Annotated in this window: 10 protein-coding genes; 6 read left to right on the forward strand and 4 right to left on the reverse strand. The window is 46.4% G+C overall.

Features of this window, described 5'->3' with window-relative positions; genetic code table 11:
* Positions 1-405 precede the first annotated feature (405 nt).
* The 4 genes from ACFI32_RS00345 to ACFI32_RS00360 all read right to left on the reverse strand — a co-directional run bounded on the left by ACFI32_RS00345 (position 406) and on the right by ACFI32_RS00360 (position 7,786).
* A complete protein-coding gene (locus ACFI32_RS00345) occupies positions 406-1,275 on the reverse strand; it encodes a substrate-binding periplasmic protein (RefSeq protein WP_462624501.1) in 870 nt (289 codons plus the stop codon).
* Positions 1,276-1,530: 255 nt separating this feature from the next.
* Positions 1,531-2,787, reverse strand: coding sequence for a multidrug effflux MFS transporter (locus tag ACFI32_RS00350; protein WP_462624502.1), 1,257 nt, complete (start codon positions 2,785-2,787; stop codon positions 1,531-1,533).
* A 242-nt stretch (positions 2,788-3,029) separates the two neighbouring features.
* Positions 3,030-3,842 carry a crotonase/enoyl-CoA hydratase family protein gene (locus ACFI32_RS00355; protein ID WP_462624503.1) on the reverse strand — a complete coding sequence of 271 codons (813 nt, stop codon included), beginning with the start codon at positions 3,840-3,842 and terminating at the stop codon, positions 3,030-3,032.
* Positions 3,843-4,153: 311 nt separating this feature from the next.
* Positions 4,154-7,786, reverse strand: coding sequence for an ATP-binding protein (locus tag ACFI32_RS00360; protein ID WP_462624504.1), 3,633 nt, complete (start codon positions 7,784-7,786; stop codon positions 4,154-4,156).
* Between the two features lie 330 nt (positions 7,787-8,116).
* Here ACFI32_RS00360 and cysM point away from each other — a divergent pair, with 330 nt between their 5' ends.
* From cysM to rlmD, 6 genes are all read left to right on the forward strand, one after another.
* Positions 8,117-9,082, forward strand: coding sequence for a cysteine synthase CysM (cysM, locus tag ACFI32_RS00365; RefSeq protein ID WP_462624505.1), 966 nt, complete (start codon positions 8,117-8,119; stop codon positions 9,080-9,082).
* A 45-nt stretch (positions 9,083-9,127) separates the two neighbouring features.
* Positions 9,128-9,943 carry a 3'-5' exonuclease gene (locus ACFI32_RS00370; RefSeq protein WP_462624506.1) on the forward strand — a complete coding sequence of 272 codons (816 nt, stop codon included), beginning with the start codon at positions 9,128-9,130 and terminating at the stop codon, positions 9,941-9,943.
* Positions 9,944-10,349: 406 nt separating this feature from the next.
* The gene (locus ACFI32_RS00375; protein WP_462624507.1) at positions 10,350-11,375 is read left to right on the forward strand and encodes a Bug family tripartite tricarboxylate transporter substrate binding protein; all 1,026 of its coding nucleotides are present in this window, start codon (positions 10,350-10,352) and stop codon (positions 11,373-11,375) included.
* A gap of 115 nt (positions 11,376-11,490) precedes the next feature.
* Complete coding sequence (locus ACFI32_RS00380; protein ID WP_462624508.1) at positions 11,491-11,946, forward strand: tripartite tricarboxylate transporter TctB family protein; 456 nt, start codon at positions 11,491-11,493, stop codon at positions 11,944-11,946.
* A gap of 5 nt (positions 11,947-11,951) precedes the next feature.
* Positions 11,952-13,454 carry a tripartite tricarboxylate transporter permease gene (locus ACFI32_RS00385; RefSeq protein WP_462624509.1) on the forward strand — a complete coding sequence of 501 codons (1,503 nt, stop codon included), beginning with the start codon at positions 11,952-11,954 and terminating at the stop codon, positions 13,452-13,454.
* A 261-nt stretch (positions 13,455-13,715) separates the two neighbouring features.
* The gene (gene rlmD, locus ACFI32_RS00390; RefSeq protein ID WP_462624510.1) at positions 13,716-15,257 is read left to right on the forward strand and encodes a 23S rRNA (uracil(1939)-C(5))-methyltransferase RlmD; all 1,542 of its coding nucleotides are present in this window, start codon (positions 13,716-13,718) and stop codon (positions 15,255-15,257) included.
* Positions 15,258-15,479 lie beyond the last annotated feature (222 nt).

Genomic DNA, 15,479 nt, shown 5'->3' on the forward strand with positions numbered 1-15,479 from the left:
ATAAGCTTACTTTAGATACTACCCATTGAATCCTATCATTAGACCTCTTGCAAAAGTACCAGTTTATTGACTTTAACTAACGAAGTCACAAGGGCTAGCGATGACTTATGCAAGAGATCTATTGCAATATCTATATCTACACATTATTGATAACTGAAGACATACAAAAGGTATTGATGCTATTTGGTTTTCGTTATAAACGTAAATATAAAAAAGCATCGTTCATGACTGAGTTTTACTGATAAATTGGTACAATACTTTTCAGTTAATTGCTAACTAAAAAATAATGCAATAGGCATAATGAAGCCGCAGTAACCAATGTTATCGCGGCTTCATTATTGTTAATAAAATAATCAGTTGCTCAATTATCGCTCATTGCTGGTAGATGTTACACATGACCAGCCATCATTGCGCCATAGGCATATCTTCTTGTGATAAGACGTCAGCAGTCAAGTCCTCACCGAACCATTTTTCAGTCAATGCAGCATAAGTACCATCTTGCTTGAGGTTTTTAAGGCCAGCATTTACTTTTTCTAGCAGCTCAGGCTGATCTTTGTCGACAACCAGCACTTTAAAAGCAGATTCTGAACGGATATCTTCATAATCAAAGTATTTGGGGGTTAATTGTGGTATGCCCCTCATAAGATATCGTAACGCCCCTGCATCTTCCGCAACCGCGTCAATTTTACCTTGGGCCATGGCTTGCACAGCAGCAAAGGTAGTCGCATAGGAGGTCACCTCTTTTACTGGAACCTGACCACTTGTGAAGTAGTCAAGTTGCACCGTGTTAATCAGCACGCCAAGACTGACATCATCTAAATCATCTAACGAATTAATGGTGATGTCTTCGTCAACATAGAGAATGGTGGATGGTAGCGGGGCATAGGGATCTGAGAGTAAATATTTGCTAGCACGCTCCGCACTATAAGGAACAGCAGCAGCAATCATATCTCGCTTCTTAGCATCCAAGTTATCAAAAATCACTTCCCAGTCATCATTGAACTTCTCAAGCTTAAAACCCTGATCTGCTGCAATCTTTTCCATTAATTCTATGTCAAAGCCGGTCGTATTGCCGTATTCATCTTTGAAATCATAAGGTGCAAAGTTGAAATCATTGGCCATTTTTACGATAGGTGCTGAGTCAGGTAACGTGTTTTGAGCGGTTGCTGTTTCGGTGGTCTTGGTTTCGGTGGTTGGCGTCTCTGAGGTAGAGTTACTACACCCGAAAATACCGACGCTCAATACCATGGGTAATATGCGATATAGCGCTGTCATAGCGTGTCCTTGCTGCGTTAAATAAGAATTGAAAGCGGACTGTTTTGGTCAGTCGAGACTTGGTACTACTCAATATATAAGTAAAACTTATATTACTTACAATTAATATTAATAGTATTGCAACTGTTTTGTAAAGGCAATACATTTCGCTACCTTTTGTGGACTTATTCAATGTCAACAAAAATCATTTACTCAGCGAACAACAGGCATAAAAAAGTCCTTTATAAAAAAGGGCTTTTAAAAACTGGGGTTAAGCTACTCTGCATCATCAAGGCTTAGGTTGCTGTCTATTTGCCAAATCAAAAAGGTGCCAATACTCATGAGTGCAAACATCGCAATACCGATTTTGAGCACGGGATTGACGGGGAATAGATTTAATAATAGACCGCCAAATATACCGACAGAAAACATCAATGAACCTTGTAGGGCGCTTGCCATGCCTGCACGGCGTTTTTGAAAAGCCAATGCAATTGCCGAAGCATTAGGCTGGGTCAAACCCAATCCGGCAATACAGAAGAAAATACACGCTAGTACCAGTGGCAGCCACGCATCCGTACCCAACATCAAACCAATGACAAACAGCACGCCAGCCGACACTACTTGCATCATCGCCCCGAATCGTAAAATACTTAAAATACGAAAACGATTGGTCAGCCATTGGTTAAGCTGCGTCAGAGCCACAAAACCTGCCGCATTGGCACCAAATACCCAGCTAAAGTGTGTTGCTGACATACCATACATATCCATCAACAGCTCGGAGGCGGCACTGATATAAACAAACATCGCGCCCATTAACAGGCCACCGCCAATGGCCGGATAATTAAAAGTTGGGTCTTTTAATAAATCCCAGTACTGACTGAGCACCTCTTTTGCTGGACGCACATTTCGATTCTCTTCGGCCAAGGTTTCAAAGAAAAAGAACTTGGTCAACAGCAAGTTGAGGGCACCAAAAGCGGCCAAAAACCAAAAAATCGAATGCCAATTGAAGAACTGTAGGAACAGCGCACCAAGTGAGGGTGCCAAGATAGGTGCTAGTCCCATTACCAATATCATGATAGAAAAGGCTTTTGCCGTTTGCCGCGCGGTTAGACGGTCACGGATTGCAGCGCGCGTCACCACAGCGCCAACGCAAGCACCGAGCGCTTGCACGGTGCGTCCTACAAAAAGCACATACTCATTTTCTGTCGTTGCACACACGACCGAGGCAATCACATAGAGCGTCATGCCAATATACAGCGGTTTGACGCGCCCTACTCGGTCGCTAAAAGGACCATAAAACAGCTGGCCAAATACCAAACCCACAAAATAGGCAGGCACGGAGTTGGCAATAAAGGCGGTGGGCACACCAAAGCTATCTGCCATCGACGGCAGCGCGGGCAGATACATATCAATGGATAACGGCCCAACCGCCACCATAAGCCCAAGCATCATAATCCAAGCAACAGGCAGCTCAGCTGATCGAACGGGGGTAGAAGCAGCCGCGCTAGGCGGCGTAGATTTTGGAGCAGACATAACACAGACCGTTTTGTAGAATGAGGGAGGAATTATTTTTAGTGGTTATTTTATCAATGAGTGGTTTGATCATTCAGTTGTTCTATAGATAATGCTATATCGTGACATAAACTGCCATTTCAACAGACAGCAGACAGCCATATAAAAACGCGCCTTAAAGACGCGATTTTTTATATTGGACAATACTGTTGCTGCCAAGGCCATAGAAATGGCGCTCAGCACCGATTCACCAATGAGACAGCTTAGCGAAACTGACGCTGAGTAAAACGAATACTGGCTTGCTTGGCTTTTTTTAGCGCCAGCTTACGATTGCGGCCAAGTATTAATTTTATTTGCCACAATTTTTCTTGGTATAGTGTACCGACTGACTGTTGATACATGGCATTGATGACGCGCTTACTGGCCAACACCGCATCAGGGGAGCGCTGGATAAGCTCGTCAGCCAAGTCTTGGGCCTGCATCAGCGGACTGCTGCTACAGTAACTGACCAAACCATATTGCTCCGCTTGCATACCATCAACAACACGGGCGCTCATGGCCAACTCTTTGAGTACATCAGCACGCACCAGTCCCAATGCCGATTGGGTAAGTCCCATATCTGGCACAAGCCCCCATTTGGCTTCCATGATTGACAGCTGGCAGTCAGGGTGGCTGATACGCACATCACACGCCAGTGCCAGTTGCAAGCCCGCACCTATACAATGCCCTTCTAGTACCGCGATCACTGGGATTGGCACGTCGCGCCAGACCAAACAGACGCGCTGAAACAAGCTTTGCCATGGTTTTAACAATTCCCATAAGGCATATGCTTGGTTTTTGGGTTGGTTCAAGTCTGCCAGATCAATCCCTGAACAAAACGTTCCCTCTGACCCTTTGATGATGACCGCTCGCAGGTTTTTATCTGCTTGTATCCGCGTCGCCACAGCAATCAGCTCACGCATCATCTCAAAGCTCATGGCATTTTTTTTCTGCGGCCGATGTAAGCTGATATTTAAAACCTCGTCGCAAACACTCACTTGCAGGGTACGGTATTGGTACGTGGTGATAGGGTGCATGATCGTCCTTGGTAACATGAATAACAGGGCTTGAGAGAACCATAACTGGCTACAAGCGGTAATTCGCGCTGATGCAGGAGCTGCATCATGATATCGATGCCGTTGCCATTATTTGTTGAGATGTTTAACTATAATTTTTAATGAAAATGCGTATCAAAATCATATCTAAACAAGCTATATTAACAAGCCTTTGTCTATTATGCTGCCACCATTCTTGACTGCCAAGGTCGTCTCTGTGCCATAACCATATGCTACCAAAGCTCTCCGTCATTCATCCTGATCACTCAAGGTGGTATGTCAGCAGATAGACGTTATATCATTTTCCATGTCATGTCATTTTCACTCAAGCGGTGATAGGCAAGCTGCGGATAAGGAGACAAGTCCAGTGCCTGTAGCTGGGTCAATGCTTGTAGTAGCGTATGATAATAAGGCTCTAACATCGCAAACTGTACAGGGGTGTTGTGTTGCACATTGAGTAAGCACTTATCTTCCAAGTCCTGACTGGCCGCTCTCAGCTGTGGTACACCCGTGTAACGACTGGCACCCAATATACGGTGCGCCACTTGTGCCAACTGCGCGCGGTCACGTGCCTGCCATGCTTGCGTCAGATCGTTTTTTTCAGTTTCGACACTATCTATCATCATCATAATCAGCTTGGCGGCCAAATCTGGCTTATTTGCTGAGCGGGTGAGCGCATCGTTCCAATCAAAGATGGCTAGTGCTTCTGCATCGCTTATATGAGTAACTGCGTTCGGCGATAGGTCATGGTGGGCTTCTGCGTCACTGTTTACCTCTTGAGGCTGGTTTTGGTACTGCAAGCTTTGATAACGCGGCTGAGTAGCGCGTTGCGGCTCACGCAAATGATCATCACGCGGCTGACTGTCGCGCATATAGTCATCGCGAATTTTCTTTAATGACAATGGGCGAGGAATCTTTTGAACCGTGTCCAACTGTAAGGTGGCATCACCAAGATGCTCATCGTTCATGACATTTGCTATGGATAGTGCAGACGGCATCATATCGTTGTCATGTTGCGGCTCGTCTGAGACAACAGATGGTGATATATCATTGTGTAAGGCGACTGCTGAATGACTGGCAGGCACATCGCTTGGTAGGACACTTGTGGTTTCGCCCTGAGTGCGTCCCAGCCATTTTTGTAATATCTGCAACAACTGCGGTTGGCTAATGGGCTTGCCCACATAATCGTCAATACCACTGGCCATCAGCTTGTCACGCTCATCAGAGAGGCCGTGTGCCGTCAGTGCGATAATGGGAATGCGTTTGTCAGGATTTTCAATATTGCGAATTTGCTCTGCTGCTTCTCGGCCCGACATACGGGGCATTTGAATGTCCATAAAGATCAGGTCGATATGCTCGGCACTGTCTGACTCAGTATCATTGTCAGATGCTGTATCTTGACTTGCGGCTGACTGTGCGCTATTGGTATGCGCGCGCAATTCTGCTTTAGACAGTTGGGTTTTGTGTGACAATACTTTTCGATCTGCTTTAGCTGTTTTGCTATCTTTAACCTGCTGCTTGCTGATCAGTTCAATAGCATCAAAGCCGCTATTAGCGGTAATCACATGAATACCCAACTCGCTAAGTAAAGCATCGAGTACCAGCAGATTGGGCAGATGATCGTCCACAGCCAGTACGGTGACGCCATGCCAGCGCGGTGTCGACACTTGCGCGCTATCTTCACGTTTTTGGGTATCGAGCATGGCATATAATTGGCGCTTGTCTAACGGCTCGTACAAAATATTGGCATGGTAGCGATTGAGCAAGGTCTGATCAGCAGCCACTTGATAACCAAAGACGGCAAGCTTGCCCTGATAGTGCAGGCGAATTTGTTTTAACAGCGCCATCATGTCATCTTGCGTATCGTTATCAACAATCACCCAATCCCAATAATTACCGCGCTCTTTTAACGACTCAAGGACACCGGGCAAAGAGTTGGCTTCAGTTAAAGTAATGGGTAGGTTTTGAAGACTGGCTTTGAGCACCTGCTTAGATGCAGTGTGGTTGATCCATACCAACACGTTGAAAGTATCGGTAGCGCTAGCCAAAGGTGCCAAGACTGGGGGCAAAATGCTTTGACCAGTGGCGGCCTCTAACACATCGACATGGGTTAGCATGCGAAACCAAAACGTTGCACCTTGGTTGGCAATGTTTTCTTGTGCATTGTCATAAAAACCAATATCGCCGCCCATCAACCGAGTCAGCTGTTTTGAGATGACCAGCCCCAGTCCTGTACCGCCATATTGACGTGTGATAGACGGATCGCCTTGGCTGAAGCTTTGGAACAACATTTTTTGATCAGTAGGTGAGATGCCTTTACCGCTATCTTGCACACTAATCATCAAGCAGTTGTCCTGATGATCATCCAAGCTGACACGTACCACCACATCGCCGCTATCGGTAAACTTAATCGCATTACCCACGATATTGGTCAATACTTGCTTGAGGCGCAGCGCATCGCCATTGATGCGCATCGGCACATCATTATAAAACAGCACTGCCATACGCAGTCCCTTTTCCGCTGCCACTGGCGAGAGCATGTCCACCACGTCATAAATGGTGTCATACAAATCAAACTCATGTCGATCCAGTACCAACTTGCCAGCCTCGATTTTGGAGAAGTCCAAAACGTCATTAACCAGTGCCAATAAATGCGCAGAAGATTTGCGAATGGTTTGCACATAGAGGTCTTGCTCAGGGTTTAATTCACCGTGACGCGCCAGCAGGTTAATAAAGCCATCGATACTGTTTAAGGGCGTACGCAGCTCGTGGCTGATATTGGCTAAAAATGCAGACTTGGCCTGACTGGTCGAAATCGCGGCATCACGGGCGTTACGGATGGAAATGTTCTGCATTTCCATCTCATCAAACGCCAAACGCAAGTCATCTTCGGTCTGCTCGGCGTGGCTTTTTAGCTCTTGAAAACTGCTGTGCAATCGGCGCAGGGTTTTTACCAAGTCTTGCTGCAATAGGTTGAGTTCGCCATCAGACTCTACAGGGATGGGCTTATACAAGTTGTCCACGTGGGTGCGCTGCAAACGTAAGCGCAGCTCATAAATAGGCGCAATCCAGCGTTTGGCATAGATATTGAGGCTCAGCAGTAAAATCAAGATGGTAAACAACCCCGTAATCACCAACGCCATCGCAATGCGGTAGCGTGAGATATACAGCGGCTCATTGTCCATATCGACCAATAGCCATAAACGATCGCCTTCAAAACTGCCCAAAAACGTACCATAGGCCGTTCCGATTGGCGTGGTTTGCCGCGACAAAAAACGCTTGCTGGTATCAATCAGTGGCCATGTGTAATTCACCCCATAACCCACGGTTGCCAATACTTGATTGTTATCTCGGATAATGGCAATACGCTGCACATGCTGCTCTGATTGCATACGGCTGAGCTTATCGCGAATGGTCACCAGTGTGGCAATCGCGCCTTGTGGTTTATTATCCGCATCCAGCAAACTCTCATCAACGCTCATGGTATTTGATTGTAGCGGCGTGGTTACGCGACCGATGGTTTCTTCTGACAGTACTGCACTGCTTAAACGATCCCCACCTGAGGCCATATAGTTATCAGAATGTACTTGTGACAGCGCCACCTGAGTGTCTTTTAAGCTGCTCTCAAGGGATGGCTGGTTACTAGGCGCTGTGCTTTGCTCGACAATTTTTTGAACAGTCTTTTCATTATCTGCAATTTGCTGACGCTCCTGCGCCAATAAGTCAGGAATCAACTCTACCGCCATTGGCTTGTAGCGAATTAATACCGCTTCAGCCAATGCTTCTTGCTCGGACTCGCTGGCACGCATGGTTTCATGAAATACCAAAATCCCGCCAACCGTAGCCAGTACACAAATGGGTAAAAACACCAATAAGATCAGCTGACCATAGGCGGTACTGGTATCAAAGCGTTTTTTATATGCCATGCGTTTTTCAAACTCCGTTGTTGCTTTTGTGACACGCGCACCGTTATTCTGTGAGCAAACGCGCTGATCATCAGTGTCGCATTGGGCTTATTTTATCAGTATTCTGACAGCGAACCTATCGTATCATTCACATGGTACACCCCCAGCAACTCTGTAAACTTGTTGCAAAAGTTGGGGCATGATCTACGCAAATAGGCACAAACTGATATAATAACGCCATTTTTATTGCTCTATTGTTTGCCGTAATGTGCTTGCGGTCGCTATTATTTATCGCTGATATTCCCTTTTATTTAGAGGCAGATATTCGCCAATACCACTCAAGGAAGCCTTATGTCGTCTACGGCTATGTCAAACTCGAACTTCATCACTCAAGTCACCACTCTTGCCGATTGCGTGGGTCAGACGCCGCTCGTTCAACTGCAGCGTTTGCCTGAACAAGCATGTATCAATAACGGCGCGCAGCTTTTGGCCAAACTAGAAGGCAACAATCCTGCAGGCTCAGTCAAAGACCGCCCCGCGTTTAATATGATTTATCAAGCTGAGCAGCGTGGTGACATCAAGCCGGGTGATACATTAATAGAAGCCACCAGCGGTAATACCGGTATTGCTTTGGCCATGGTGGCAGCGATGCGCGGCTACCCCATCATCTTATTGATGCCTACCAACTCTACCCAAGAGCGTAAAGATGCCATGGCCGCCTACGGTGCAACCTTGATAGAAGTCGATGAGGGCATGGAAGCGGCGCGTGATATGGCACTACAAATGCAAGCAGAAGGGCTGGGCGTGGTACTGGATCAGTTCAACAATCCTGATAACAAACAAGCCCACTATCTGACCACAGGCCCTGAGCTTTGGCAGCAGACTGAAGGCAAAATTACCCATTTTATCAGCTCTATGGGTACCACAGGCACCATCACTGGTGTGGCCAAATACCTCAAAGAGCAAAATCCTGATGTCAAGATTATTGGACTTCAGCCTGACGAAACTGCCTCTATCGCGGGTATCCGCCGCTGGCCTGCCGCTTATAAGCCCGGCATTTTTGAAGCCGATTTGATCGATGACGTGATGGACGTTGATCAGCAAGTCGCAGAAATCCATATGCGCAAACTGGCCAAAACCGAAGGCATTTTTGCAGGCGTGTCCTCAGGCGCAGCAGCATGGGCCGCGTTAGAAGTCGCGCGCACCAACCCTGATGCTGTGATTGCCTTTATCGTCTGTGATCGCGGTGACCGCTATTTATCCACAGGGCTTTACAGTATTGATGACAGCAGCGATAGTGATTTCTCTAACCCATAAGCGGCACCTTGCCCATTCGTGCCTATGAGCACTTAGGACCTTCTGATGACCCATGACTTACCTTACAATCCGGTGCTCATCTTCGATATCGAGACCATCGCTGATATTGAAGCGGCGCGGCGCATTTACCCCAAGCTGGCTGAGCTAAACGATGATGACACATTAAGTGCTCTGCAGTCGATTCGCGTACAAGAAACGGGGCGTGATTTTATGCGTCTGCCGCTCCAGCGTATCGTCTGTATTTCCGCACTATACATTAAAAATGGTGAAACCAAGCTGTTTTCCTTAAGTGCCGAAAACCTATCGGAAAAAGAAATCTTACGTAAATTCTTTCGCGCGTTTAGTGACTTTCAGGATTTACCGCAGCTGGTCAGTTGGAATGGCTCAGGCTTTGACATCCCTGTGCTCATCTATCGCGCCATGCTCTACGATTTGAGCGTGCCACTCTTATTTGAGGAAGGTGACCGCGTGCGTGAGATGCGTTATGACAACTATATCAATCGCTATCACAGTCGTCATCTGGATCTGATGGATAGATTCAGTCAGTTTGGCGCCAGCGCACGCCAGTCTATGGATGTTGTCGCCAGCCTTTACGGCCTACCTGGTAAGACTCATGTGGATGGCAGTATGGTCGGTGACTTGGTCAGCGACCAGCAGTGGCAAACGCTGACCGTGTACTGCGAAAGTGATGTGTTAAACACATGGCTGATTTATTTACGCTGGCTGCGATTGACCGATAAATTGTCATCAGATCGGTTTACATTTTGGCAGCAACATACTAAAGACTACCTCGCAACCTTGACTCAAGAAGACGGCAATTTACGACATCAGGATTTTGTAACCGATTGGATTTCGATATAAACATATCAAAACATATGTATGTTTAGACAATAATTTGTATAGATACGCTTGTGTTATTTTTCATTTTACTACATAATCCTGCAAGGAATGTTTACTTAGTCGTGGTGAATAAACAACCCAGCAATGATTATTTCGATTTTTTTGCCATGCCACATTCCCCTTTAGCGCAAAATGCTTCTCATCTTTTGCGCTAGATTCAAAGAAAATATACCCCTCAAGTCTCGTTATCGCTGCGATATCTGATTGGCTATAGCACGTCAATATGGCGCACTTGGTTCAGCATGGTTGATACCCTATAAAAAACCACGCTGACTAAAGATGGCTATCTAGCATTTGGGTGCATTACCCAATATGTCTGGTGATAATGGCTTAATTTTTAGTGACCTCAACACACAAGGAGTGTCGTGTGAAAAAACTATCCTATTTGGCTCTAGGCCTCTCTGTCCTCTCTCTTACTGCTTGTAACAATGCTAGCGATACTGCTGATACCGCTGCTGCTGATCAAAGCGCTTTTGAAGGTCCTTCACGTCCAGAATGTATCGCTCCTGCAAAGCCAGGTGGCGGTTTTGACTTGACGTGTAAGCTTGCTCAAGCCGGCTTAAAAGATACTGGTATCTTAGAAGATCCCATGCGCGTCACTTACATGCCTGGCGGCGTTGGTGCAGTTGCGTATAACAAAATCGTCGCCAATGATCGTGCTAACGAAGACGCCATTATCGCGTTCTCAACAGGTTCTATCCTAAACTTATCACAAGGTAAGTTCGGTAAATTCACTGAAGAAGATGTGAAATGGCTCGCAGCCGTAGGTACCGATTACGGTGCTATTGCCGTTAATACTGACTCGCCCATCCAAAATCTGGATGACTTGGTTGCTGAGCTTAAATCAGATCCAAAAGCGGTGAGCTTCGCCGCTGGTGGTAGTGTTGGCGGTCAGGATTGGATGCAAACCGCTATTTTGGCCAAAGCCGTTGGCGTTAACCCTAGCGATATGACTTATGTCGCTATGGAAGGTGGCGGCGAAGCCATTACTGCGGTGATGGGTAACCATGTGACTGTCGTAAGCTCTGGCATTGCCGAGCTGATGCCACAAGCCAGTGCTGGCAAATTGCGTGTACTAGCTGTGTTTGCAGACAAAAGACTGGGCGGCTCAATGGAGAATATTCCTACGGCTATCGAGCAAGGCTATGATGTGTCTTGGCCTGTCGTTCGTGGTTACTACATGGGTCCAGATGTGAGCCCTGCGGCATACGATTGGTGGAAAGCGTCATTTGATAAAATGCTTGCTGATCCAAAATTCGCAGAATTACGTGAACAGCAAGAGCTCCTACCATTCTCTATGACTGGCGAAGAGCTTGAGCAGTATGTTTATAAGCGTACTGGTGAGCTACGTGAATTGTCTGCTGAGTACGGTCTTGTTGATGCTGCCAAATAGTATTACTAAGATCATATCCCCTTAATGAGTGAATACTACACTGCTTAGTATTTATCGAAGGTTGACAGATGAGATATCTATCAACCTTTTATTTTGAAATTTAAGGAATACTTATATGACGATGGAACGTGCGTTCTCTGGATTGATGGCACTGGTTAGCTTATTTTTCGTTTATTTAGCTATCGGTTACGTCGCTCCCATTGCCTATGACCCTATCGGTCCTCGCCCCTATCCTATCTTAATTTTCTCCTTAATGGCACTTTTGACCTCAGTTATTGCCTTTCGTCCAGCGCGCTTTACCAAAGCGATTGATTTAGGTTACAACAAGGTCGTCATTAGAAACCTAGTCCTATGTGTCAGCGCATTGCTGATCTACAGCTTAATTTTTGAGCCACTCGGTTTTATTATTGCAACCACGCTGATGTGTTTTGCAGTTGGTCTCTTGTTCGCCGGCAATCCTGTTAAAAGTATTATCTTTTCAGTTGTGATCAGTATCGCCCTCTATGTCTTATTTGACATGGCACTGGACGTCATTCTGCCACTTGGAATATTATCAGGAATAATGGGATAGCTATTATGGAAACTTTTGACTTTTTAATGCACGGTTTCGGCGTAGCAATGTTGCCCAAAAACTTACTGATTGCCCTCATTGGCGCGTTTATCGGTACAGTTGTGGGTATGCTGCCGGGTCTTGGCCCTATTAACGGGGTGGCAATTTTATTACCTTTTGCCTTTGCCCTTGGTCTGCCACCAGAGAGTGCGCTTATCTTGTTGGCAGCAGTTTATCTTGGTTGTGAATATGGTGGACGTATTTCTGCCATTCTACTGAACGTCCCTGGATCTGCAGCGGCGGTGATGACCTCATTGGACGGTAATCCCCTAGCAACACAGGGCAAAGCCGGTATTGCCTTGTCCATATCTGCGGTCGCCTCGTTTATTGGTTCGACGATTGCCACCATCGGTGTGGTGTTGTTCGCGCCGTTACTGGCGAAATGGGCAGTGTCTTTTGGGCCTGCGGAATACTTCGTCTTGATGGTATTCGCCATTTGCTGTTTGAGTGGTTTGGTCGGTGATCAGCCGATTAAAACGGCCGTTTCAGCCTTGATCGGTCTGGGTCTTGCGACTGTCGGTGTCGATGCCGTTACCGGTATTTATCGCTACACTTTTGACTCCGTCAATTTGTCTGACGGCATTCAGTTTACCACCATCGTTATTGGCTTCTTCAGTGTTAGTGAAATCTTGATTTTGCTCGAAAGAACCAGTACAGGTGGCAAAGTAATCGCACAAGGTAAACGCAGCTTATTCAACCTAAAAGAATTCCTCTTTACGATTGGTGCCATGATACGTAGTGGCGCAATGGGCTTCTTCGTTGGTATCTTGCCTGGTGCTGGCGCAACAATCGCCAGTGCGATGACCTATGCCAGTGAACGTAAAATCGCGGGCGATGATGGTAAATTCGGTGAAGGCGACCTTCGTGGTCTTGCATCTCCAGAAGCGGCCAACAACGCCTCAGCGTGTGGTTCATTCGTACCGATGTTGACGCTGGGTGTACCGGGTTCTGGTACGACAGCGGTTATGATGGGTGCGTTGACGTTGTACAACATCACGCCAGGGCCACAGCTATTTACAGAACAGCCTGATGTGGTTTGGGGCCTTATCGCTTCATTGTTTATCTGTAACGTCATTTTGTTGGTCATGAACATTCCGTTGGTTGGCTTCTTCTCTAAGCTACTTAACGTACCAAACTATATCTTGATCCCATCAATCGCTGCTATCAGTTTCGTTGGTGTTTACTCTATCAACAGCACCACTTTTGATATGGTGTTTATGGTAGGACTGGGTATCTTTGGTTATTTCTTACGTAAACTGCAATTCCCATTATCAGCGCTGATCTTAGGTTATGTATTGGGTGAGCTGATGGAGTCTAACCTCAGACGTGCTCTGTCTATCTCTCAAGGTGAGATGGCTATTCTATGGAGTAGCCCAATCACAGTAGCGCTATGGGGTCTGGTCGTGGTCATGATCTTCATGCCAATCATCCGTAAAATGTATCGTAAGCGTTTTAAAAAGACGGCGTAAGCTATCATGTTTTGACCGATTAATACGATAAAGCGATGGCGACCCTAGCATTGGGGTCGCCATTTTTATTGGCACCATAAAAATGGTGATTTCATAACATCAATTCTTTTACTATGACTTATCGCTTATTATTCATTGTTGCTGCTGCGCAATCATCCATACAGCTGCATCTGTCATCAATATTATATGCTAAAATTACGCTCATTAATTCCGCACTCATCTTACTGTCTGCTATCGACAGTCGACTATATAGGCAGGTTTATGCAGCCCACCGATTCTAAAACTTCTGTAACCACTAGCGATGAGCACAATGCTCATGATCAAACGACCATCATCACACCGCCCAACAAGAAAAAGTCTAAACCGTCTACACGTACTCGTCGACGCTTAAAAGATGCTGAGCCGTTGCCTTTTGCTATTGATGGTTTATCGCATGATGGCCGCGGTGTAGCCATTTATGGTAGTGCGTTTGGCGAAGACGATGGTCATGCCACTGACAAGCACGGTAAAAAGGTATTTGTCAGTTTTGCACTACCAGGCGAGCAGGTAGAGGTAAAACTGACCAACAGCCGTAGTAGCTTTGAGGAAGGCGACGCCACTCGCGTTCTGGCCAATCCAAACGATGAACGCGCTGTACCACCCTGCCCGCATTTTGGCGTGTGCGGTGGCTGTAACTTGCAGCACTGGCAACCAGAAGGCCAAATCCAATTTAAGCAGTCGGTGCTTGCAGAGCTGCTGGCACACCAAGCTGATGTACAGCCTGATACATGGCTTGCTCCTGTCGTTGGTGATCGGTTGGGTTATCGCACCAAAGCACGATTGGGCGTGCGCTATGTGGCCAAAAAAGAGACCGCACTGGTTGGCTTTCGTGAGCGTGCCAGTAACTTTTTGGCTGAATTAAACGAGTGTCACATTTTAGACCCTCGTATTGGCTTTGACATCGAAAACCTAAAAGCCCTGATCAGCTCGCTTGATGGGCGCAGTACGATTGCTCAGCTTGAGCTGGCCATGGGCGAGCATATTGCTGATCTGCCCGATGGTAAGCAGCCTGTGGCGCTGATTGTCCGTAACCTAGAGCCACTATCTGATAATGATATCGAGAAGCTCAAAGCCTTTTTTGCTGCGCGTCACTGGCAACTATATCTACAGCCAAAGGGCGTAGACAGTATTCAACGAGTACAGCTTACTGCAGATGATGACATGACGCAGCAGTTTGGCCGACTGTATTATCAGCTGCCCGAATATGACCTGACTTTTGAGTTTATTCCAACAGACTTTACTCAGGTTAACCTGTCGGTCAATCGGCAGATGACCAAACTCGCTTGTGACTTGTTAGACCTTAAACCAGGTGAGCGCGTACTGGACTTGTTCAGTGGTCTGGGTAACTTTAGTCTACCATTAGCACGTTTGGTTGGTGAATCAGGATCTGTCGTGGGTGTAGAAGGCAGTGAGGCCATGACCTTGCGTGCCGCAGACAATGCACGCCGCAACGGTATCAGTAATACAGCCTTTTATAGTCAAGATTTGACCAAAGATTGTTCAGGTGAAGCATGGGCCAATCAAGGCTTTGACGCCCTACTAATCGATCCGCCGCGCTCTGGTGCATGGGAGATTATGCAATACCTACCCAAATTTAATGCAGAACGCATCGTCTATGTTTCGTGTAACCCAGCAACCCTATCTCGTGATACCAAAGCCTTAATCGAACAAGGTTATCGCTTGACGCATGCTGGCGTGATGGATATGTTCTGCCACACCGGTCACGTAGAATCAATTGCCCGTTTTGAGAAAATCTCAGCATAAATAAAAACGATATCTACAGACTTATCTTTCAATTTGGCCTGATATTTATTATCATACCCACACCAATTTTATCGATTAAAGTCTGTAGATTATCGCTACTATGTTACGCCCAAGTGTCAGATTATTACAGTTTCCCGCTTGAATTGTGAGCGTGAGATGACATACTTAATAGATAAGTACTATAGCGAGTAACCACGGACTGGTCGCTGTTTAATAGAACGT

The organism is Psychrobacter sp. PSi21 (assembly GCF_054960615.1).

What these genes read in the sequence shown, in the direction of transcription:
- ACFI32_RS00380 (WP_462624508.1), top strand. Translation starts at nt 11,491, where the DNA reads ATGACGATGGAACGTGCGTTCTCTGGATTGATGGCACTGGTTAGCTTA.
- ACFI32_RS00385 (WP_462624509.1), top strand. Translation starts at nt 11,952, where the DNA reads ATGGAAACTTTTGACTTTTTAATGCACGGTTTCGGCGTAGCAATGTTG.
- ACFI32_RS00350 (WP_462624502.1), bottom strand. Translation starts at nt 2,787, where the DNA reads ATGTCTGCTCCAAAATCTACGCCGCCTAGCGCGGCTGCTTCTACCCCC.
- cysM (WP_462624505.1), top strand. Translation starts at nt 8,117, where the DNA reads ATGTCGTCTACGGCTATGTCAAACTCGAACTTCATCACTCAAGTCACC.
- ACFI32_RS00360 (WP_462624504.1), bottom strand. Translation starts at nt 7,786, where the DNA reads ATGGCATATAAAAAACGCTTTGATACCAGTACCGCCTATGGTCAGCTG.
- rlmD (WP_462624510.1), top strand. Translation starts at nt 13,716, where the DNA reads ATGCAGCCCACCGATTCTAAAACTTCTGTAACCACTAGCGATGAGCAC.
- ACFI32_RS00345 (WP_462624501.1), bottom strand. Translation starts at nt 1,275, where the DNA reads ATGACAGCGCTATATCGCATATTACCCATGGTATTGAGCGTCGGTATT.
- ACFI32_RS00355 (WP_462624503.1), bottom strand. Translation starts at nt 3,842, where the DNA reads ATGCACCCTATCACCACGTACCAATACCGTACCCTGCAAGTGAGTGTT.
- ACFI32_RS00370 (WP_462624506.1), top strand. Translation starts at nt 9,128, where the DNA reads ATGACCCATGACTTACCTTACAATCCGGTGCTCATCTTCGATATCGAG.